This window comes from Candidatus Bathyarchaeota archaeon, from assembly GCA_026014725.1.
In the GTDB taxonomy this organism is placed as follows: Archaea; Thermoproteota; Bathyarchaeia; order Bathyarchaeales; family Bathycorpusculaceae; genus Bathycorpusculum.
The window spans coordinates 244,938-265,420 of record JAOZHV010000022.1 but is presented as its reverse complement, the minus strand read 5'-3'; the positions used below and the strand labels follow the sequence as shown (position 1 = coordinate 265,420).

Below are 20,483 nucleotides of genomic sequence, written 5' to 3'. Positions count from 1 at the left end.
CCGAGTCTTCTTAAAAGAAGAAGGCGGTTCTTAGGTTAAAACGTTTATCTACACAAGTCAAAAGTGGGTTGCAGTAAATCTTAAATGCTATTTATTTTCAATAACACAGGTTGGCTGTGTGGTTAGCGCTTTGCAATATATACGAGAAAAAACTTTGCTTCCGTTCGCCGTCTCTACTCAAGCAGAAAACGATTTTTTTACCGATGAAGTTGAGAAAGCAGCAGTTTTATGCATAACCGAGTTAAACCGAGAGACAGGTGGAGGCTTCTTTAGAAAACAGGCTCCTGAAAAGCTTGTTTTTCTTTCCAAAGTTTACTATCCATTCTGGGTGGCGCCTCTTAGAGAAGCGACTCTTCTGCTGGATGGATTAAATCAATCTTCGCATGTAATACATTATCAGGGTTTACCTGACTTTAAATCCTTCAAAGACAATTTGACCGCCCCCTTAGCGTCACGCCAAGCCCATTTGAATTTTCTCACCAACAATCAAAACTATTTCAAGAACATAGGCGTACCAGAACAAAATTTTGTCATTGAAGGACTATTACACGACAAAAAACTAACCCAAGATTATTTAGACTACATCAAGGAAGCAAAAAAGACCAGCGCGCCAGTTTCAGATACAGTTTTTATCAATTCTGCTTTGGACGCTAACGGAGTAGCGAGAACGATTCAAAGCATCGAAACGACTTGGCTGAAAATACGGGAAGAAGTAACGAGTTTAAATGAGATTATCAGGTTATTGAACCGACGAACCCAAGAAGCGCTGACGCTTTTGGAGGGTGAAATCGCTGCAACTAAAGAAAAATTCAGCCCAATGATTCAAAAAGCTAAAATTACCCTTGAAAAGACAGCGGCTAAGATTAACAAAGAATACTCTGTTCAGGTCACCGAGACCTCAAACAAGTTTGACCAGCAGATAACAGAGTTACAGAAAGAAAATCTTAAGCAAGAGAAAATAATGCAACAAATTAATTCGGAAATAGCCAAAATTGAGGCAGAGATAAAAACTGCGGCAATAAATAAGGATGATGCAACTGAACAGAAATGGAAAGCGAAGGTTAGCGAATTAAAGAAGCAGCTTCCAGACATCTCAGATGAGAAAAAGAACATTCAGAAACAGATTTTGGAAGTTGAAGAAAACAAGAAGAACGAGTTGTTTGAATTAAAGCAGGAAAACGACGCAAAAATCAAAGAGGCCGGCATGGAGTTACTTGATATTGAAGCAGCTCAAGATGGCGAAATTAGAACTTTTCAGAGTGAAATGCAAAAGCTTGAGGAGTTAACTTCCAACATAATCGCTCAGGTTGACGAGTTAGCTAAGAGCAGGGAAGCGCTCATACTAGAGTTCGAAGATTTAGGAGTTAAACAAGAAAGAAGCGAAGTTTCTCTGGTTTACATGCCCTTTTACCTATCGTGCTATCAGTCTAAATCAAACAAACGCTACGCTTATGTCGCGCCCTCAACTGTAAGTGGAAGCGGTTTAGTTTTAAAGTTGAAAGCTGTTGGGAAAGCAAAAATCAGTAAGATTTTTCAGCAAAGGTCAAAGGAGATAGCTGTAATTCTTAACAGATTCATGCGCTTACTAGATGAGGATATAGTTTTCAACCGTGACATTTCTGAGGCCTGCCTAAAAGCCAACCTATTGGAGTCTGAAAAAGCCAAAGAAGAGGTTTTAAGAGGACTAACCGCCCTGCAAGTGGAGGGTTGGTTGTCAGACAAAGAGTTCGCTGAGTTCAGCCTAGCGTACTCATAAGTTTGGCGGTGGCGCTTCAGCGGTTTCGGGTTTCTTTTTCTTTTTGGAGCCTGCATTGAAGTTGAAGAAGCCTGTTATAATGAAGACCATGCTTAAGAATAGTTGAATGTACGCTGGTATGAAGGGCAGAAAGTTGATTTCTGAGCCTGTTAGGTTAAGGATGGAAGTTATCGCTAAAAAGCCGCCGACTCCGATGCCTATGCCGCCTAAAGCGATTTGAGCGCGGTATCGACCGACCATCCGCAGGTAGTAACTTGCCAGAACAATTCCTGCTAAGACTAGACTTGATATTAAGGCATCAAGGGCGTTGCCGTCTCCTATAGCCAAGGGGATAGCTAGTAGAGCTATTGATAGGATAACGCCTAAAGCAGGCGTGAATGGGTATAGGGGAGTTTTGAAAGGGCGTTCCAAATACGGCTGAGTTTTTCTCAATTTGATAAGAGATAAGTTAACGAGGGCAAAAACGATAAGAGAACCAAAGCTGGCAGCGTAGCCTAAAAACGGTACAGCACCTATGATGCTTATTCCCATAATGAAAACTATGCCGACTATGGCTGCAATGTGGTGTGTTCCGTAGCGGGGATGAGTTAGATTGAGGCTTTTAGGGAAGTAACCATCCATGCTCATGCCTCGAATTATTGAGGACTGGACAGATAAAGCGGTTCCAAGTGCTGAGAGGCAAGCTGCCATTCCAGCTAGGGAGAAGAAAATGGTTCCGTAATTACCGAAAACTCTGCCAGCTGCAAAACTAATGAGAGGAATCTGTTGAACAATTTCTTCAGGGGTTACAGTGCTAACGACCACAAACGCCAACAGCAAGTAAATAGGTATCAAAATCAACGCTGTAATAATAATTCCGCGGGGAATGTCTTTTTCTGGTTTCTTAGATTCAGCAGAGGCAGCAATGATGGCTTTTGTTCCAATAAACATTGGAAAAACGTAGACTGTAGCCGCAAATATCCCTGAGACGCCACTGGGCAGAGGGGCTGTGGAAAGATCAGAGGGACCTACGCCACCGAATAAACCGCCGATTATCAAACCCGCGAACAACAAGAGCACAGCTATAACGATTATGCTTCCCATTTTTCTTACGCCTTTGATCTCCAAAAAACCCATAACGGCAACGAGAAGAATTGCAATTATCCAAGTGTAATTCAGTATTGCAGCTTGGATTTCAGGTGATATCGCTGAGAACAGGTATGAAAATTGCAGGGCAAACGCGATGGATGCCAAGGAAGCGGCAAAGATTATAGCGAGCCAACGGAAACATCCGAAAATAAAACTAGTGTATCCTCCGAAGGCTGTTTTAATGTAAACGTACTCGCCGCCGACTTTAGGCATCGCTGATGCAAGTTCACAGTAACTAAGCATCAGCAATAAATTGATGACTCCGCCTAACGCCAAGGCAATAAGCATGTCAGGTCCAGCTAGGCGAAAGTAGGCATAGTCGAGAAGCACAAAGATTTCGAAGCCTATTGCTCCGCTAAGCCCAGCCATAACTATGTCAAACAGTCTCAAGGTTTTGGTTTTACTGTGGTTTTTGTTCAATCTGCTTCCCACCATTCGTAGATAAGAAAAATCCCGCTTATCAGCAGGATAACGCTAAATAGCGCAAGCCAAAGGGCATACAAGCTTTGAGTCCCGTCAGGTATGTTAAGCATTGTAGCGGTTAAAACATTAAAGTGTATAAGTAGAGCTAATACTAATGTGCCAAACGCCAGAATGCTTTGTGCCCCAGCGAAAATTAACTTTATGGTAATTTTCCTTTTCACTCAGCAGTCCCTTGTTTCAACTGTTTCAATGATTTAGTATTTAAAACTCTGCCAAGATAATTATTTCTAATAAAGCCTACTTTTTGGCTGGTTGTTGCTTTTCTGGTTTTGTGGTTTTAGCATAGTAGTATTCGCCGATGTCCTTCTGGAACGTATCCATCTGCGAGCCTTCCTTGTTTACGCGGGGACGGAAGGTAACTGAGTCGCGGCGGAAAGTAATGTTCATTTCTTTTAGGAACGTGTTCATGCCTTCTCTTAGGCTAGTGGGCGGATGCGCTATACCAGTGGCTCCTGGTTCTCCGTTGAAGACCATGAGGCGGTCAGCGATGAAGTCTTGAGTTACCACATCATGTTCAACCACGAAAGCGGGTATGCCATGTGCTTCGACAACTCGGCGCAGGGTTTTTGCCATGTTCAAGCGTTCCTCAACATCCAGGTACGCGCTGGGTTCGTCAAGCAAAAACAAGTCAGCTTTACGACTGAGGCACGCGGCTATGGCGACTTTTTGCAGTTCTCCACCGCTAAGTTCCATGATGTTTCGGTCCATTAACGCCTGAAGTCGTAGCGGTTGCGCTATTTCGGTCTTGTACCAACTGGACGTAAAGTTTTCTTTAGCTACGCTCATAAGCAATTCTTGAACTGTCCCCTCATAATCAGGGGATATACGCTGAGGTTTGTAGCTGACCGTTAACTTGCTGAGTTGACGTTTATCATCCGTTTGCTCCAAACCAGCGAGAATTTTAACAAAAGTTGTTTTACCAATTCCATTGGCTCCCAAGATTCCGATGATTTCGCTTTGCCTAATTTCTCCTGGTTCGATGAAAAGTTTAAAACCCTCAAAAGTTTTCTCCATTCTACCCCATTCAAGCAAGGTCTCGCCCACCAAAGCGCCTGCGGTCGGCGGTTTCTCGTGGAAAACGATGGATTCTCTTCGGAACATTATGTTTTCGTCTTGAATGTAACCTTGCAGGTAAATGTTAATGCCTGTGCGCACGCCGTGAACGTGAGAGACAACACCGTAGACGCCTGGTTCACCATAGTAAACGCAGATTTGGTCAGATAAATAATCGATTATGGCTAAGTCGTGTTCTGCGACAATTATGGTTTTCTGCTGTTCTTTGAGGTTACGGATGGCACGGGCAACCACAAGGCGCTGTTTAACGTCCAAGTAGCTAGATGGCTCGTCAATGAGGTACACGTCAGCTTCACGGCTCAATGCCGCGGCAACTGCGACCCGTTGCAGTTCACCGCCACTCAAAATATCCAGAGGTCTGTCCCAGATTTTTTTGAGTTCAAACTCCTCAGCGATTGCATCAAGCTGCTTTCGCTCATCTACCTTCTCTAGGAGGTCGCCGACTTTGCCTGTTATGACTTTGGGGATTTTATCAACATATTGGGGTTTACTGCTGACTTTGAGGCTCTTTTGGCTTAGCTTCTGGAAGTACTCTTGAAGACTGGAACCACGATAAAACTGGATGATTTCATTCCATTCAGGCGGCTCATCGAACTTGCCAAGGTTGGGCTTAATTTCGCCAGAGAGAACTTTAAGCGAAGTGCTCTTGCCGATGCCGTTCTGCCCCAGCAACCCTAAGACAGTGCCGGGTGAGGGCATGGGTAAGCGGAAGAGTTTGAAGCTATTAGCGCTGAAGCGGTGGCTACAGTCCTTTTCCAATTCGTCAGGCAAGTTGACGATGCTGATGGCTTTAAACGGGCATTTTTTGACGCAGATGCCGCATCCACTACAGAGTGTTTCGGAGATTACGGCTTTGTTGCCTTCGACTCTGATGGCTTCCACTCGGCTGCGTACCATGGGGCAGAAGCTTACGCAGAGGTGATTGCATTTTTTGACTTTGCACTTGTCAGCGTCTAATACAGCGATTCGCGTCATGGCTAAACTTCGTTAAATGAAGTCAACAAGTAAGTTATAAATATAAACCCAAAAGGAAGCCTAAAACGCTTCATACATAAGAAATAACTAAAAGAAAAAGCAATTTTTCAGGCGGTTAGTTTACCATTCTTCTTCTTCCCATTCTTCATCTTCGCCTTCTTCCCATTCATCTTCCTCTTCATAAATCATCTTTTTTCACCTCCGCAACAACACGCATTACCTATCCTACCTCTACAATAGTTTAAGGATTTAGATTCGTCAAGTGTCGTTAATTAACCAAGGATAAGCCTGAAATAATCATGGTTTGCAGCTTATTTTTTTAACTTATATTTTACGAGACAAGATAATCAAAATGGATAAATCCCTGCTTGACACATTTTAGTGTCGGGATGATGTGAGGCGACGGCTTCGAGCGTTAGGCTGTGAGAAATCGTCAATCATCGCTGACCCAAAACTTGATGACAGCTGGTGGTCAGTTTTTTGTCTCTTTTTATAGATAATCAAGCCTGCAGCGGCTAACATAATTCCCACTATACCAGCAAGGATATACAGAGCAGTCGGTGGGATTTCTGTTGTTTGGTTAATCGCCGTGGTGGGTGTTGGTGAAGCGGTCGGGGAAACCGTGGTCAAAGGGGTTGGGGTCGGCATGGGCGGTGCTGTGCCCTGTGGTATCTCGGGAATTGGAGCAGTGATATCGAAGGGTGAAATTAGCGGTTGATAGTCGGTGATGTTCTCAAAGATAACATATGGTGTATCTCCTATCCCATCGCCGTTGGTGTCTATGCCGTTGTAAGTGCTCCAGTAGTTGCCGTTCCAGTTGTTGTTTAGGGATTGGTAGTACTGGGTCAGGGGCCAAATCAAGGCGGAGTGCTGCTCGGAAACCTGCTGTGTGTTGTTTAGGAAGTTGTTTTTGGTGAAGGTGTTGTTGTTTGAGGAGAAAATGTCTATGCCAATGTTGCAGTTGCTTATGTTGTTTTGGATTATTCTTGATAAGTCGCAAGATTGCAAACTTATGCCTACGCCGCAACCCGATAGTATGTTCTTAGCCACAGTTGCCTTTGCCTGTTGTCCACCAAGCGAAATGGCTGTTCCATTGGGGAAAGTTATTGTGTTCATGAGGATGGAGGTGTTGGAGGCATGCGTGTTTATGCTCCCGCCAATCAGTATGTTGTAGGTTAGGATGATGTTTTGGGAGGAGTAGCTGCACCAGATGCCCGTGTTCTCTAAGCGGTTTTCTCTTACTATGATGTTGGATGAGCGGATTAGGTTGATTGCGAAGGTTTGATATGCAGGGTAAGTTGTTGGGTTTCTGTAGATTGAGAGGCCGTTTATGATTATGTTTGTGCAGTTATCTAAAACCACGTAGCCAGCTTCTGAGGGCAGAGATTTGTCGTGTTCGTTAACCCAGTAGTACACGGGCTTGCCGTCCACGGTGTTTGAGGGGTCGATGTCGTTTGAAGTTATGCGAAAGGGTTGACCAGCGTGCCGCATCTGGTTTTCATCCATATGAAACGGGCCAGCTATATTGTTGTTGAAGGTGTTGTTTCGTAGCGTGCCTGCTGTGTCATAGAAGTATATGCCAAAGTTACCATTGTCTGAGATGATGTTGTCAGAGATTGTTGTGTAGTTGGCGTCAACCAGTATGCCCATGCCCTTGTTGCCCACTATTTTGCAGACTTGAACAGTGTGGCTTGAACCATCAACCCAGATGCCCACTCCGTTGTAGTCTGTGCCGCCAGTCACAGTTACATTAGATACCACATCGCTTCGTCCATGTAGAGAAATTGCGTAGTGGAAGCCGACAATGCGCATGTTTTTTACAGTTACGCCGCTGATTCGGGGAAGTTCAAGCCCAGCTATCCCGCCAATCATGAGCGCGAAATCTTTGTCTCCGCTCTGAATCAGCGAGTATCCAGCGCCGTCAATAGTGATGTCGTTTTTCTCAACATCGATGCGCCCGTAAATGTCGCCGCTAAACGTGTAGGTGTCACCTGCCTGTATGAGTGGGGTTACGGGGTCTGAGTCTTCTACTGTGCCGTCGGCTAAAATCTTGATTTCTCGCGTAACCGAAGCTGGGGCTGTTTGAGCGTCGGCTAATTGCTGTAAAACGGCACACAAAATTAAGCTGAGCAGTATAAAGACGGTGATTTTTTTGAGCATTCGAAGGGTACTGTTTAAGTTCATTCTACTATCCATTCTTTACCCTCTTTTGACTCAATTAAAGGGTTTTTGTATAGGTTTCTTGACTAAGAGCAGGTTGATTTTGTCAAGGTTTCTATACAAACATAAAAACGGACGAATATGCTTGTTTGGTGTATGGCAAAGAAATAGCCAAAGAAACTACGATGCTTAATTTTGCGCTTATTAGTGTTCTATGTTGAATCCTAAGGGGGTAGGTGGTATTGGCGAAAAATCGCTCCAAAAGCATGATGATTTTTACTACGACCATCTGCTACTACGACCATTAAAGGAAGGCTGTTGCCCTCACGGCATGGTCGTAGTAAAAACTGCCACGGTTACATCAGCCGACTCCTTAATGGTCGTAGTAAACCGTCCCACGTCCCGACATTAAACTCGCGTTGTATAATGTGAGATGAGTCGCGGCAAAGCAACAGCCATTAGAGGATAGGAAAGCAAAAATAATCAGCGTTCCCATTATCCCAAAAGAGAACGCTATGATTGATGACTTTAACCTCTTAGCCACCACTGCCCGCGGCAACGAACGCCCAATGATTAATGAGTTACTCTATCTGCTCAGAGAAGAACTTGGTGATTCTGAGGCGAGGGCAAGCAAGACCAAAATCCGCGGCTTAATCGTTGCTAAAACCACGCTTGACCCGCGCTTGGTTATTGAGAAGTTCCGTGCGATACTTGCGGAGCGCCCTTATGAGTTTCGTTATGCGCTACGGATTCTGCCGATTGAACGCGTGGTGCCAACCGATTTGGGGGAGATTAAGCGTGCGACGGCAGAATTAGCAACAAGAATAGATGAATCGCAGTCTTTTAGGGTTACAGTTGAGAAACGTTTCACTGATTTGCATTCAAGAGACCTCATTGAGGCGGCGGCTGGAGACATTGAACGCGAAGTTGATTTGCAGAACCCTGATTTGATTTTGCTGATTGAGGTTTTGGGAGGCTTAACTGGGTTGTCTTTGGTGGAGCCGAACAAAATTTTGGCTGTTGTTAAAGAAAAGATGCTCTAAAACTGAGTAGCCAGCAACGCGACACGTTCGATAATCAAGTTGACTATCGCCTTTGCCTCGTCGCCTTCCTGAATGGTGGTTTTTAGTTCTTGTTCGGTTATCCCAAAGGCGCGTTCGATTGTTGCCTGCTTGTTTTTTGTCATTTCAAGAACAGTGCTGTCTGGTTTTTTGCCAACACAGGCGGTGATGTCTTGGAGTATGGTTTGGGTTTGCTCTGGGGTGTCAGCGATTATTAGGACTGCCATGTTGGTTGTTTTTGGTTTTATGCCGCAGTGTTCTATGGCTTTCTGTATTTGGCGTTGCGCGGATGCGTAGAGCATGGCTTCCATGGCTGGGCTTTTTGAAATGTTGGTTTTGTTTTTGAAGGCTTGCAAGGCGTTCAATGCGGCAAAGTAGAGGTGCTCTTGTGTGGCGATTAGGTCGGCGTCGAAGAATTGGATGTTCGTGGTTTGGTTTTGTTTTCGGTTTTCTTTTAGGAAGGCTTCTGCTGTTGCTAAAGAAATGTCGCTGTAGCCTGTTATTTCTACGAATTTGCCGAACTCTTCCATTTCACACAGCATTATTGCATGTCCTCTAAGAGTTTATCGGCTAATTGTTTGGGGAAGCCTGCTTTTACAAGTTTTGCGACTTCCAGCCTTGCCGCTTGTTTGCTTTTGTTTTGGGTGATTTTTCGCAGGGTTTCTTTGGCTTCCCATGGGAAAACTATCCAGTTGCTTGTTTGTTTCTCGTAAAAGTCAGGTGTAATTATTGATTGGGGTTTTGTGTAGAGGGTGGCTGTTTTGATTTCCTTTGTGCCTTGCTGTTGGAGGTGTTTTTTTGCGAGTTTTAGGCTGTGTCCAGAATCGGCTATGTCGTCAACTATTAGGACTTTTTTGCCTGTTACATTTGTTGTTAGTGGTTGTGTGAGGACTGGTTCTTGCTTTGTTTTGGCTATGTTTGTGTAGAATTCTATTTGGATAATGGCAAGTTGCGGGGTGCCGAGTAGGTCGGTTAGTGTGCGGGCGGGAACTAAGCCTCCGCGGGCAATGCCGATTATGATGTCTGGCATGCAGTTTTGGTTTTTGATGGTTTGGGCTTGGTTTAGGAGCATTTCGTATATTTGGTTGCATGTTGGGGCTTCGTAGTCGATGTTGGTCAATTTTTGGCCTTCTTTTGGGTTGTGTTAGATTGTGTGGGTTCGCTTAAGGCTTTTGATGCATGATTTTGTGGCTTTATTAGCACAGGTTAACGTGGGGAATTAACAATTTTTTGGTTGTTTTATGTATTGTATTTGCTTTTTTTATGTTGAAAGTTTGATGTTTTTTGCTTGCTTGGTATAGTTTTATAAAGGGGTTGTTATAGTTGTATTCTGGGGAGTTAGGGAAAGGCGTCTGCAGATATGTGTCGTGATTCGTAATATAGTTTAAATGCGTCGACGCTGTAACCGTTAAGTAAAGTGAAAGGAGAACACAAATATGGTGAAGAATGTGGATGACGAGAAGATAAAGCGTATACTGACTGACTCAAAGCTGTCCGCCATAAAATCCATGCTTGAAAAGGACCATGCTATCGATTGCTTGTTGCTGTTGCATGTTGGCCGCGGCAAATGGAAGGATGCGAAGGATTTCATGAGGGACAACAACTTGACGCTCAGTGATGGTACTTTTAGGGCAAGGATGATTGAGATTGAATCTTTGGGTCTAGCCAAGAGTGAACGCATTGATCCTCTAAAGAAGTACTACGTTAAGACTGAACTGGGCGAGCGAGTGGCAAAGCTTCTTCTCGAATTCTTTAGCGAGTTGGGTGCTTAGAAAAAGGGTTACTTGCTCTTTTTTGTTCCATTTATTCTTTTAATTTTTGATGTTTTGTCGTTTTGTTGTACATGTATAAAGTAGCATGTATTAAGACGCAATACTTAAAAGGATGAGGACGGACTTTTACTTAAAAACCCAAAAAGGAGGGTTAACAAACAAAATGAACATCTATAGGAAATTTAAGAAAAGCACAAAAGCCCTCAGCCCCGTAGTCGCATCAATCATACTCATCGCAGTAACCGTAGCAGTCAGCGTTGTCGTCGCAGCATGGATGGGAGGAATGACCATCGGCCTCATGGGATCAGCAGAACAAGTATCAATCACGAATATTGCCTTTGATGGTACTGCCGACACGATGGATGTAATGGTAACAAATTCAGGTGGAACTACAGTTACGATAACCTCAGCCTTTATCAATGGAGTCGCCGCAGATATTGACGAAGACAACTCCGATACAACGCTTCTAAAGTCTACGACTGGAAACGTCATATTACTGGATTGCGATCTAAGTCCTGGTACTGCATACACTGTTAAATTGATAACAGAAAAGGGTACATCAGCAGTCTACACAGCAACATACAACCCATAAAATTCCAATCTTTAGCTTAAGAATTTCGGGGGTAAGGTGAAAGAGTGATTTCACCTCAATTTTCCCTTTCTCTCTTAAAAAAATCAGCCACAGGATCTAATCATCATGGTCACACAAATCAAAGAATACAGTTCAGCTCAAGCAATAGCCGAAGCCATAGATAAAGAACTCGCGGAAACAAAAAGCGTACTCGGCGAATACTTGCGAAAGCTAGACGACATCCGCACCCTAGCGGAGAAATCAAAAAAAATCCGCGACGTAGTGCTCAAACTCGCGGGCAAAAAAGAGCAAAACGGTAGCCCTGGCGAAATCACCGTGGGCACCCTGACAATAATTTTAGACGCTAACCCGTTCCACGAACTATCAGCCATAGAATCTGTGGTGCGAAGCCACCAAGAACGGCTGTTAGTCTTGCAGAAAGTACGTGAAGCCCTAAAATGGCTCGATCAACTCGGTGACACCGAAGGGCTCAAGTACCTAGTTTTAGAGGACGAAGGAATCCCAGAACGCATCCTGTTCAAGATATCATGATAGCAAAAGGAGGAGCCCAAAAAAGTGACCCAAACCTATCATGACGCGCTCCAACCCATAGTTGCAGAATTCAAAAACATCTGCCCAGACATAACAAACACATACGTTTTTGACAGTAACGGCAACACAGTAGCCGCCAGCGAAAAAGCAAACAAAGAACAAAACCAAATTCGAGTTGTTAATCTAAACGGCATAACTCAAGCTAACGCAATCGGCGGCATAGAAAACCTAACCATACAAGGCGCTCACAGTCAACTAAACATTACCGCAATGAATAGGCTCTATTTAGCAACTGTCGCCTCAAAGACAGCAGACCCTAAAATCATCAAAGCATTCACCCAAACCATAATCCCAACAGTCGTGGGGCTGGTTGATGAAATAACAGCTCAACCGCAAATTGATAATCAACCGCCAAAAAAGACAAAAACTGAAAACAAACCAACGCCAAAACCAGAACTGCCAGCTGAAAAACCTCGCAAAGTCAAACCCCTTCCTAAACCTCAAGTCCCTGTAACAGTTACTTTTCAGGAGGAATTTCCAAAAGCAACTGTGCACCAACTTATGGTTGAAAAAATCGGAGGACTACTTGTTCCATCTGACACGGTGCGCGTGGACAATGAAATAATTTCTAAATGGAGAGAACACCTCAAAGGCAAACTAATCATGGGAGTAAACATTGAGACGTTAGAGGGAAAAACCACAATCTGCAAGATAAAAGAAATAAAAAACTCAAACGGTAAAGGCATAATTCAAGTCCCTGAAAAAATACTGCAAGCCCTGCAAACCAGCAAAGGCAAACTGGTAAAGGTGAAGCCAATAGTCGAATAACAAAAGGAGATTAAACCATGAAACCTGACCAAGAAAACCAAACCCAACTCACTGAGCCGATTATCACACCATCGACTGATGACCAGAACTCAGCTTTTACAAACCTAGCGACAAGCCTAGCAGAAATACGCAAGCTCAAAGGAGTCACAGGCTACATCCTGAGAAGCGATTCATCAGCTATCATTGACTTAAACGAAAAAGACAAAGTAATAGAATACGCACTATTATCAACGGAAATAAACGAGTACGGCTCAACAGTTGCAAAACAGTTAGAACTGGGCGACACCGAATCCATGTTGGTTGAAGGAAAAGACGTCAAGGTGCTAACAATGAATGTTAACGGAAACAGAATCAGTATTTTTATGGAAAAAACAGCCACCCATGCGTGGATAATAAAAAGAATCCTACTGTAACCAGTTACCTGCTCATTTCTCACAAATTTTGGTGCTGATAGTCACACCATGAGAGAAGCTACGGGTAGGTGCTATTGGCAGTTTTTTGAAACGTTAACATTGAGGCAACAGTTAGCCATCTATCTTTTGTTTGTACCTCATCCAGCCTAGTTAACATATAAAAACTAAAATTGCATTTATATTGCTGACGAAGACTCCGCAAAGCCATCCCTGCAAAATTTTGGAACTAATTTATCGAACATAGCGTCTGCTGACTACGGGAAACCAAGCCAGCAACATCGTCTTCTGCACAAATTAAAGAAGGGCAAGTTTGCCTTGTTTGTGATAAAATACATCCCAAGCATGCTTCTGATTGTAATGGGTTTAATGGACTGTTTCACCACGGTCATAGGAACCCTCTACTTTGGCACCATAGAACTCAACCCACTAATATCAAACCTCGTTCACACGAACATAACAGCCTTCATCATCCTAAAGATAACCATAACAATTACCGCAGGAATAACCTTCATCTTAGCAGAAAAAGCACTCAGAACAAACATAAACCCACACAACAACACCTACAAAAAAGCCCACAACGCACTACAAATCGCTTACGGCACCGCAGTGATTTTTCTCGTCATCGTCGTCTTAAACAACATCTCGGTTCTCGCAAACACAATGTAACCCTAAAAAACCACCCCAAGGAATTCATACAATCAGTACTTTATATAGGGGATAGGGCTCTGTGGCAGAGCAACAAACCGTAGCCATCCTTTATAGTATAAATAAGGGGGCTATAGAAAAAATCACACCGCTCCTCCTTATATTAATCACCAATTAGTAGCAAAGCTAAAAAAGAAAACAACCAAAAATATCACCAACCAAAAAAGAGTAAGGAAGCCAACAAAAAATGTTTGACGCTAAAACCTTCATCGAAAAAAGCCTAAAAGAAATCAAAGCAACCGTTGGCGACAACAGAGTTATCTCAGCCTGTTCAGGAGGAGTAGACAGCACCGTCGCAACAGTTCTAGTGCACAAAGCCGTCGGAGACAAAATGGTCGCAGTCTTCATTGACGATGGTTTACGCAGAGAAGGCGAACCAGAATTCGTCGTAAGAATCCTAAAAGAACTCAAAATAAACACTAAATTCATCGATGCAAAAAAACAATTCTTCGACACATTCAAAGGCAAAACTGACGCAGAAGAGAAACGCAAAGCTTTCAGAAATACGTTCTACACCATATTCGGCAACGTAGCTAAAGAACAAAACATCCAATACATCACACAAGGCACTATAAAAGCAGACGTAATAGAAACCGTCAAAGGCATAAAATCCCAACACAACGTTTTAGAACAAATAGGCATAAACCCCCAAACCTACGGCTACAAAATTCTCGAACCCCTAAAAGAACTCTTCAAACCCGAAGTCCGCATGGTCGCACGCGAATTGGGCCTACCAAAAGAAATCTCTGAGCGCATGCCCTTCCCAGGACCAGCACTCTCATTGAGAATCCTAGGGGAAGTTACTCCTGAAAAAGCAGCAATCGTGCGCAAAGCAACCAAAATAGTAGAAGAAGAAACCAAAACCTTAGGAACATTCCAAAACTTCGCCGTCCTCCACAATGACAAAGCAACAGGCATCAAAGACGGCAAACGCATGTACGGCAACATCATAACCGTTCGAATCGTTGAATCTACAGACGCAGTAACAGCCAAAGCCAAACAAGCACCCTACGAAATACTCATGAAAATCTCAAAACGCATAACAAGTGAAATCCCAACAGTTGTCAGATGCCTCTATGACATAACTGATAAACCGCCATCAACCATAGAATTCGAATAAACCACAGCCTTAGATGCCTGCCCAAAACATCGTCTTTTTTCTCATCAAAGTAACATATTCCTTGAGAACTTCCTGCTCCTGAGCAGTCAAATCATCCAAATGAGCAGTTAGCAGAAGCTTCGCGTCAGCCTCAGGCACCTTCACATACAAAACATCCTTCTCAAACACATGCCTGCCAACAATCGGCTTATCCATCGAAACCGCCACCTGCATACCAACCTTAGCTTCTCCAACAGCTTTGCCTTGGTCTTGAATCTGCTGCACATCGCCAACGTCAGAACCGTCCTCAGCACGCAAAAGCCCCCAACGAGACTTAAGCCTTCCGCCTAAAACTTCCACGCCGAAAATCGCAGGCTTAGCACGACGGAAAATGCAACCAGGCAAAACCATAACTTTGCCAGGCTTCACCAACGCCTCAAACTCTGCTTCGCTTTTTGCTTCACGCTTGCTTCTTGCCCACTCCAAATAGTTGGTAACCAAATTGTATATGATTGGCTCTCTGAAAATTGGAATGCCGTTTGCTTCAGCTTCCTCTTCAGCATCGGGCAGAACTTTCACGCCAAAAGCCAAAACAGCCGCCACCAACGGTTCACGCGTCTTCACAACTGACGCTTCCACAACATCGCGTTTACTGATGTCACCCACATCAGCGATGCGTATCTGCACGTTGTTAGCCCGCAGAAGCTCAGCCATTGCTTCCAAAGAACCAAGCGTGTCAGCCTTAACAATCACACCGTCAATTTCCGTAGTGATTCGAATCCTGCCAATCTCCTCAGTAATCATTTGGCAATACTTGGCAACATCTTCGCCAGACGGCACAGCAAACAAAGGCGCTCCAGCCAAAGCACCCTCTAAACCAGGCGCAACAATTTTTACACCGGCGCTTGCATAAACACAATCCACGCTTGTGAATTTGTCGCGTGGGTCACGCATCTCATCAAGCGGTTTGGGCACCAGAAGAGTACGTATACGCGCTGAAATCGGGCCTTCTTTTCCACCGACCACGATTAAGTCGTCTTTGTTTAAGGTACCATCGTAGATAATTGTGTTTAGTGTTAAGCCTAAACCTGGTTCTTCTTTAACTTCAAGCACTGAGCCTTTGGCTGCGCCTTCAGTTGTTTGGAGACGTTTTTTAAGATATTGCTGCGTCAAGCCCACGAGAACCATGACTAGTTCTGCTAGACCTTCACCTGTCTTGGCGCTTGTGGGCACCAATGCAATGTTTTGGGTGAAATCCCGTATGTGGTCGAAGCGGTCAGTTTTGAAGCCTTGACGTGAGAAATTGCCCATAACTTGGTATAAGCGATTGTCTAAATCTTCCCGTACAAAGCTTAATTGACTATTGTAAGACTGCAGAAAAGGCGCTGATTGTTGCGCTTTCCAGCCGGGTATACGGTCGATTTTGTTTACTGCAACAATAAAAGGTGTTTTTTTAGCTTTAAGAATCTCTATACACTCATACGTTTGAGCCTCAAAGCCCTTGAGAATGTCCACAACAAGAATAGCTATGTCGGCGACGCTTCCACCTCTGCGCCTTAAGTTAGTGAAAGCTTCATGTCCTGGCGTGTCAACGATGAGGAGCCCTGGAATTTCAATGCCTGTTTTGAAACTTGCCAAGTATGGTCCAATGAGTTGTTTTAGAGTTTCTATGGGGAAGAAGCTGGCGCCGATATGCTGAGTCATGCCTCCTGCTTCTCTTGCTTGCACACTGGTTTTTCTGAGTTCGTCGAGGAGGAGGGTTTTGCCTGTGTCAACATGCCCCAGAACGCAGACTATTGGTTGGCGAATCGGCACCGCAGTTTTTCCTCCTAATAAAGTGTGATTGTATTTAGTGTTGTTAATAAATACTCATTTAATTTGTGTTGCGGGTGGCTTGTATAGGTTTTGTTTATCTTGAGGTTAACCGTTGATTGATTGGGTAATCCTTTTTTATTTGCTGTGTGTTTTTTGTTTTGGTGAAGTTAATTGCCATATTGTGTTAAGTGCGGTGCGCCAGTAAAGGAAACTGACAGGTTTTGTCCTGTCTGCGGCGCGGCGGTATCTCGTGTTTCTCGTGAAGAGTATACTGTTTCGGGAGCTAAGTTGGTTGACCGCATTGGCGAGTTGCTGCATGAGGGAAACGTCACGCGCATCATCGTTAAAGATGAGGCGAATAAAACTTTGCTTGAAATCCCCGTGACCGTGGGCGTAGTCGGCGTGGTTTTGGCGCCTTGGCTTGCAGCTTTGGGCGTTATTGCTGCTTTAGTTGCTAACTGCAGAATCGTAGTTGAACGAAGAGAATAAAAAGGCTATTCTGGCGGCTTTACCAGAAGCAAGAAGACCCCGATTAGGAGCAAAATCATGCTCAATATTCCGAAGAATACGCTAAAACTAGCTAATCCAGAAGTTGTTGCTGTGAAATAGAGCATTATTGCACCGATGATTATTAGGAGGATTCCGAAGGATTTTTCAAATAACGAAACCCAGAATGTGTCGCCTTCTACGCTCATGTTCTTGTATCTTCCTCTTGCTGTTTCTGTTTGTATTTCTCTCATATAAACAAGAGGGGTTATTTTAAATTTTGCTGGAAAAATAATGGATTAATTTTATGGCCCTAGAACCGGATAAAAAAATGGAGCCAAATTATGCACTCAACTTGCTTTTAAAAGAATGAACCCCTATTTTCTTTCTTCTTTGTTTCTGAAACTAAAAAAAAGGGAAAGTGATTTTCTTGGCTGTGTATTATTATGGCCGTTTCTTGATTGCCATTAGTACTAGTGCGCCAACGATTGCTATTGCTATTACTATTGCGATTGTACTACCAATGAAGTACATTTCAGTTGGTGGCAGGTTTATCGTGGGATATGGCGATGCGGTGGGAGCTGGTATGCCGGCGTAGAAGTGTGCCGCAGCGTTTGATGGCCAGTATGATTCTGAACCTGCGAAGGTAGCGACAACAGTGAAATCCCCAGGAATGTCAGGTGCCCAAGTGAAAGCAAAAGTTCCGCTGGCATCACTCATTGCTGTACCAATGCTTCTATAGTTACCGTTAGAGTCAAGAACGTCGATCGAAATTGGAACGCCAGTCACGTTTGTTGGGCATGGTTGTTGCATGTAAACGAACTTCATCCAGTCAGTCATGCTTGCGTCAGACACACATGGGAGACCATTTGGGAAGCTCACGGCGGCAAAGCCTTGCTGGGCGCCAGCTGACATGTCGGTAATTGTGCCGCTTATCGTTATTGGTGTGGCTGTTGTCACTCCGACGCTTGGTGCTGTAACAGTAAGTTTGCTGGGTCCCTTGCCGTAACAGTATAGTTGGTTATCGTAGGCATTAGGCATTAATAAGTAGCCGTCTGCTAGAGCACAGTTTGGTTGGTTTGTGATGACGAAGCTAGGCATGTCCCAAATGAGTTCACCTGTGGTGGCGTTTAGAGCATATAGCTTGGCGCCCGGGTACAGTGGTGGACTGTATAGGTGGCCTCCGAGGGCGAAGATTTTCCCGTCAGCAGCAGCAGGCAAGTTATAGAGAGGATATACGCCGTATGGTGTATCCAAACCGGCGTCTCCGGTGAAGAAGGTCCACAATCGAGCGCCTGTTGTGGCGTTTAAGGCGTATACGTATCCGCCTAAGTCTGTCATGTAAAGCGCGCCGTAAGCGACAATGAATTGCTGGGTATAGTAACCGTAGACATCCTTGCTGTTGCCGAGCGAGACTGGACCCCAAACTAGCTGTCCCGTCTTCAGGCTGAAAGCCCTCCACGTCATCGTTTCCATGGTGTATTCATAGTACATTCCATTTGCTGCAGCAGCAGTCGGGTTCATCCTAGTATAGGGCGTTATGGTCCTCCATATTGGACCCCACAGTAGCGTTCCGTCAACTGCGCTGTAGCCTGCCTGAACTGTATATTCACCCATGAATTGAGAAAAAGCTTCGGGTGAGCTAGTCATAACAAGTACATCGCTTGCAATTTTAGCAATACCAAGAGTTGGGCTGATGTTTACAGTGGTTCCATTAGGTGCAGTCACAGTGGTGGCTAAGGGTTTTGTCCACTGTACTCCTAAGCTCCAGTCAATGTTTGCTACTTGGGGAGGATTCCAGGTCCAAGAATTAACGCTTCTCCCTGTTTCGTAGTTGTATCTGATGATAGCTAGTGTCGAGTTCCACATGTTCAGCGTACGAGCGGTACCGTTAACGTAGTAAGCAATCAGGTTGCCATTATCGTCAGAAACCATTGTTGGCATCAACGCAATTTGAACAGTAAGACCGGGTCGTATCACTGCTGACACTGAAGGCGCGTTAACGATGCTTAGTATGTAATTTCCTGTCATTGCATCGTACATCTCCCAAGTATTGTTGAACTGGATACCGCCTGATGTCGTGCCTGCGTATGGTGAAGGCGGCAATGCCCATAAGTATGGGATGCCTCCGTATTGGTTGGGGTTTATGATGTTTAGTATTTGTCCAGTTCTCAGCACTGAGGTGGTGTTCTTGGTCCATAATGTTTGTCCCGTGCGAAGGTCAACTGCGACCCAGCCAGCTGGGTTTGTTGTGCTGCCTGGGATCAGGGTGTAGTAAACTACGCCGTTTATGATTATTCCACCCCATTTTGGCTGGTACTGATTGTTTGAATTGTAGGCGCTACCGTATTGGGTTCCGCCGTAGTCTCCTCCCATGATACCTCCGAACGAATATGGCTTTGTCCAGACAATATGGCCGGTGTTTGGCGCTGTTGTGTATGGGTTAAAGTTTGCAGTACTGTCGGTCTTGTTATAGTAGGCTCCTCCGGCTGCTCCTCCGCCTGATCCGGCAGCGTATCCGAGCCAGTTTCCGGCAATTTTGTACCAGTCAAGGTTCATTGCAGGTATGGGGCGTTGCCAGTAAGCGGTTGGAAGCGGTGCTGTCGGCGAAACTTCTATTGGTTTCTGTTGCACGGTCAGCGTCACTTTGGTGCTTGTGCTAGGCGCAAAATAGTCCCCAACGTACACTGAGTTAACGGTGCCCACGAGTGGGCTGGGATTGGCGCCTGCTAAGGTTTCACCTGGAAAGTTAAACACGAAAGTGTAGTTACCAAGTTGTGTAGGTACGTACGTAGTGGCTGCCCCTCCTGCGGCATCTGAGGTGAAGGGTCCCAAGGTTTCGGTGTTTCCGTCAGGTGTGGTGACTGTAACGGTGAAATTGTGCCACCGGTCACCATATTCTTGGTAGGCTGTTGGCGGAACTTTGTCAAGCCAAAAGCCTATGTACGCGGTTTGGCCGACGCCGACGGGGTTAGGCATAACGCTTAGATAAGCCCACGTCGGAATGGTCAATGGTGGAGTGTGAGCGTTAGCATTCTGCACTAGAGCAATCACCATTGAAAAAGTCAAAAGCGCGATTATCGCTATAGCTGCAATCTTATTTCTAGTTATTTGCATTTTTCATTTTTTCTCCTATCTTTTTATTTTGGGCAGGTTAAAAAACAGAGATATCTTTTCCAAAACTGCCATTTTCTTTATAGTGAGTTAAGGTTTAAATAATTTGCGTAAATTTTCCGTTGACTAATACAGTAAAAAAGATAGTTTTTTGAACATAAAAGGTCATTATTTGAATAAGCATGTATTAAAAGTTGCAGAAAAACGAGCATAAAACATGTTTAAAAAACTTGGCTATAAGAAAGGAAGTCTTCGAATTGATGAAAAACAAAATGCACTCAAACGGTAGGTGGACACACAGTAAAATTTTAAATTTACCAAGTCTGGGGGCAGTCTTATCTTTTTTATTTTTGCCTGTTGCAGGTTGGGATAATTGGTTTCCATAGTTTCTATAGCCCATTCAATGTCACTTTCTTGAACCATCACTGTGTCTTGTTTAAAAGAGTCATTGTTTGCAAAGGTTCTTCTGTTGTTACATATACTCTATCATG

General features: G+C 44.2%; 20 protein-coding genes. 11 read left to right on the top strand and 9 right to left on the bottom strand.

The genetic code is table 11. The features are described 5' to 3' along the window. The first annotated feature begins 130 nt into the window (after positions 1–130). A complete protein-coding gene (locus NWE95_03780; GenBank protein MCW4003018.1) occupies positions 131–1,756 on the top strand; it encodes a hypothetical protein in 1,626 nt (541 codons plus the stop codon). Here NWE95_03780 and NWE95_03775 read toward each other — a convergent pair. The 4 genes from NWE95_03775 to NWE95_03760 all read right to left on the bottom strand — a co-directional run bounded on the left by NWE95_03775 (position 1,751) and on the right by NWE95_03760 (position 7,612). Beyond that, complete coding sequence (locus tag NWE95_03775; GenBank protein ID MCW4003017.1) at positions 1,751–3,304, bottom strand: APC family permease; 1,554 nt, start codon at positions 3,302–3,304, stop codon at positions 1,751–1,753. The genes NWE95_03780 and NWE95_03775 overlap by 6 nt on opposite strands. Further along, positions 3,301–3,528: a hypothetical protein gene (locus NWE95_03770; GenBank protein ID MCW4003016.1), complete on the bottom strand. Its 228-nt coding sequence runs from the start codon at positions 3,526–3,528 to the stop codon at positions 3,301–3,303. Before NWE95_03770 ends, NWE95_03775 begins: the two co-directional genes overlap by 4 nt. 76 nt (positions 3,529–3,604) lie before the next feature. Beyond that, positions 3,605–5,416 carry a ribosome biogenesis/translation initiation ATPase RLI gene (locus tag NWE95_03765; protein MCW4003015.1) on the bottom strand — a complete coding sequence of 604 codons (1,812 nt, stop codon included), beginning with the start codon at positions 5,414–5,416 and terminating at the stop codon, positions 3,605–3,607. A gap of 378 nt (positions 5,417–5,794) precedes the next feature. After that, on the bottom strand, positions 5,795–7,612 hold the full coding sequence (locus NWE95_03760) for a right-handed parallel beta-helix repeat-containing protein (GenBank protein MCW4003014.1): 1,818 nt from the start codon (positions 7,610–7,612) through the stop codon (positions 5,795–5,797). Positions 7,613–7,790: 178 nt separating this feature from the next. On the opposite strand from NWE95_03760, the gene NWE95_03755 reads away from it, so the two are divergent. Then, positions 7,791–7,988: a hypothetical protein gene (locus tag NWE95_03755; GenBank protein MCW4003013.1), complete on the top strand. Its 198-nt coding sequence runs from the start codon at positions 7,791–7,793 to the stop codon at positions 7,986–7,988. Positions 7,989–8,091: 103 nt separating this feature from the next. Next, positions 8,092–8,619 carry a THUMP domain-containing protein gene (locus NWE95_03750; GenBank protein MCW4003012.1) on the top strand — a complete coding sequence of 176 codons (528 nt, stop codon included), beginning with the start codon at positions 8,092–8,094 and terminating at the stop codon, positions 8,617–8,619. Here the strand turns inward: NWE95_03750 and cgi121 are convergent. Further along, positions 8,616–9,179 carry a KEOPS complex subunit Cgi121 gene (gene cgi121, locus NWE95_03745; protein ID MCW4003011.1) on the bottom strand — a complete coding sequence of 188 codons (564 nt, stop codon included), beginning with the start codon at positions 9,177–9,179 and terminating at the stop codon, positions 8,616–8,618. The two genes, NWE95_03750 and cgi121, sit on opposite strands and share 4 nt — an antisense overlap. Next, positions 9,179–9,757: a phosphoribosyltransferase gene (locus NWE95_03740; protein MCW4003010.1), complete on the bottom strand. Its 579-nt coding sequence runs from the start codon at positions 9,755–9,757 to the stop codon at positions 9,179–9,181. The genes cgi121 and NWE95_03740 overlap by 1 nt, the downstream gene beginning before the upstream one ends. 316 nt (positions 9,758–10,073) lie before the next feature. Here NWE95_03740 and NWE95_03735 point away from each other — a divergent pair, with 316 nt between their 5' ends. The 7 genes from NWE95_03735 (at position 10,074) to guaA (ending at position 14,598) form a co-directional block, all read left to right on the top strand. Beyond that, positions 10,074–10,409: a hypothetical protein gene (locus NWE95_03735; GenBank protein MCW4003009.1), complete on the top strand. Its 336-nt coding sequence runs from the start codon at positions 10,074–10,076 to the stop codon at positions 10,407–10,409. A 112-nt stretch (positions 10,410–10,521) separates the two neighbouring features. Beyond that, positions 10,522–11,001, top strand: a complete 480-nt coding sequence (locus NWE95_03730; GenBank protein ID MCW4003008.1) for a hypothetical protein — start codon at positions 10,522–10,524, stop codon at positions 10,999–11,001. A gap of 105 nt (positions 11,002–11,106) precedes the next feature. Further along, positions 11,107–11,532, top strand: coding sequence for a hypothetical protein (locus NWE95_03725; GenBank protein ID MCW4003007.1), 426 nt, complete (start codon positions 11,107–11,109; stop codon positions 11,530–11,532). Between the two features lie 24 nt (positions 11,533–11,556). Continuing rightward, a complete protein-coding gene (locus NWE95_03720; protein MCW4003006.1) occupies positions 11,557–12,360 on the top strand; it encodes a hypothetical protein in 804 nt (267 codons plus the stop codon). Positions 12,361–12,377: 17 nt separating this feature from the next. After that, positions 12,378–12,773, top strand: coding sequence for a hypothetical protein (locus NWE95_03715; protein MCW4003005.1), 396 nt, complete (start codon positions 12,378–12,380; stop codon positions 12,771–12,773). 321 nt (positions 12,774–13,094) lie between these two features. Continuing rightward, positions 13,095–13,439: a DUF5658 family protein gene (locus NWE95_03710; GenBank protein ID MCW4003004.1), complete on the top strand. Its 345-nt coding sequence runs from the start codon at positions 13,095–13,097 to the stop codon at positions 13,437–13,439. A gap of 226 nt (positions 13,440–13,665) precedes the next feature. Beyond that, positions 13,666–14,598: a glutamine-hydrolyzing GMP synthase gene (gene guaA / locus NWE95_03705; GenBank protein MCW4003003.1), complete on the top strand. Its 933-nt coding sequence runs from the start codon at positions 13,666–13,668 to the stop codon at positions 14,596–14,598. Between the two features lie 9 nt (positions 14,599–14,607). Here guaA and infB read toward each other — a convergent pair whose 3' ends face one another. Further along, positions 14,608–16,392: a translation initiation factor IF-2 gene (gene infB, locus NWE95_03700; protein ID MCW4003002.1), complete on the bottom strand. Its 1,785-nt coding sequence runs from the start codon at positions 16,390–16,392 to the stop codon at positions 14,608–14,610. Between the two features lie 171 nt (positions 16,393–16,563). Between infB and NWE95_03695 the strand changes: the two genes are divergently transcribed. Further along, positions 16,564–16,881, top strand: coding sequence for a DUF4342 domain-containing protein (locus NWE95_03695; GenBank protein ID MCW4003001.1), 318 nt, complete (start codon positions 16,564–16,566; stop codon positions 16,879–16,881). Positions 16,882–16,886: 5 nt separating this feature from the next. Here the strand turns inward: NWE95_03695 and NWE95_03690 are convergent, their stop codons facing one another. Next, entirely contained in the window at positions 16,887–17,087 is a 201-nt protein-coding gene (locus tag NWE95_03690; protein MCW4003000.1) for a hypothetical protein, read from the bottom strand. A gap of 235 nt (positions 17,088–17,322) precedes the next feature. Beyond that, entirely contained in the window at positions 17,323–19,995 is a 2,673-nt protein-coding gene (locus NWE95_03685) for a PQQ-binding-like beta-propeller repeat protein (GenBank protein ID MCW4002999.1), read from the bottom strand. Positions 19,996–20,483: the final 488 nt, after the last annotated feature.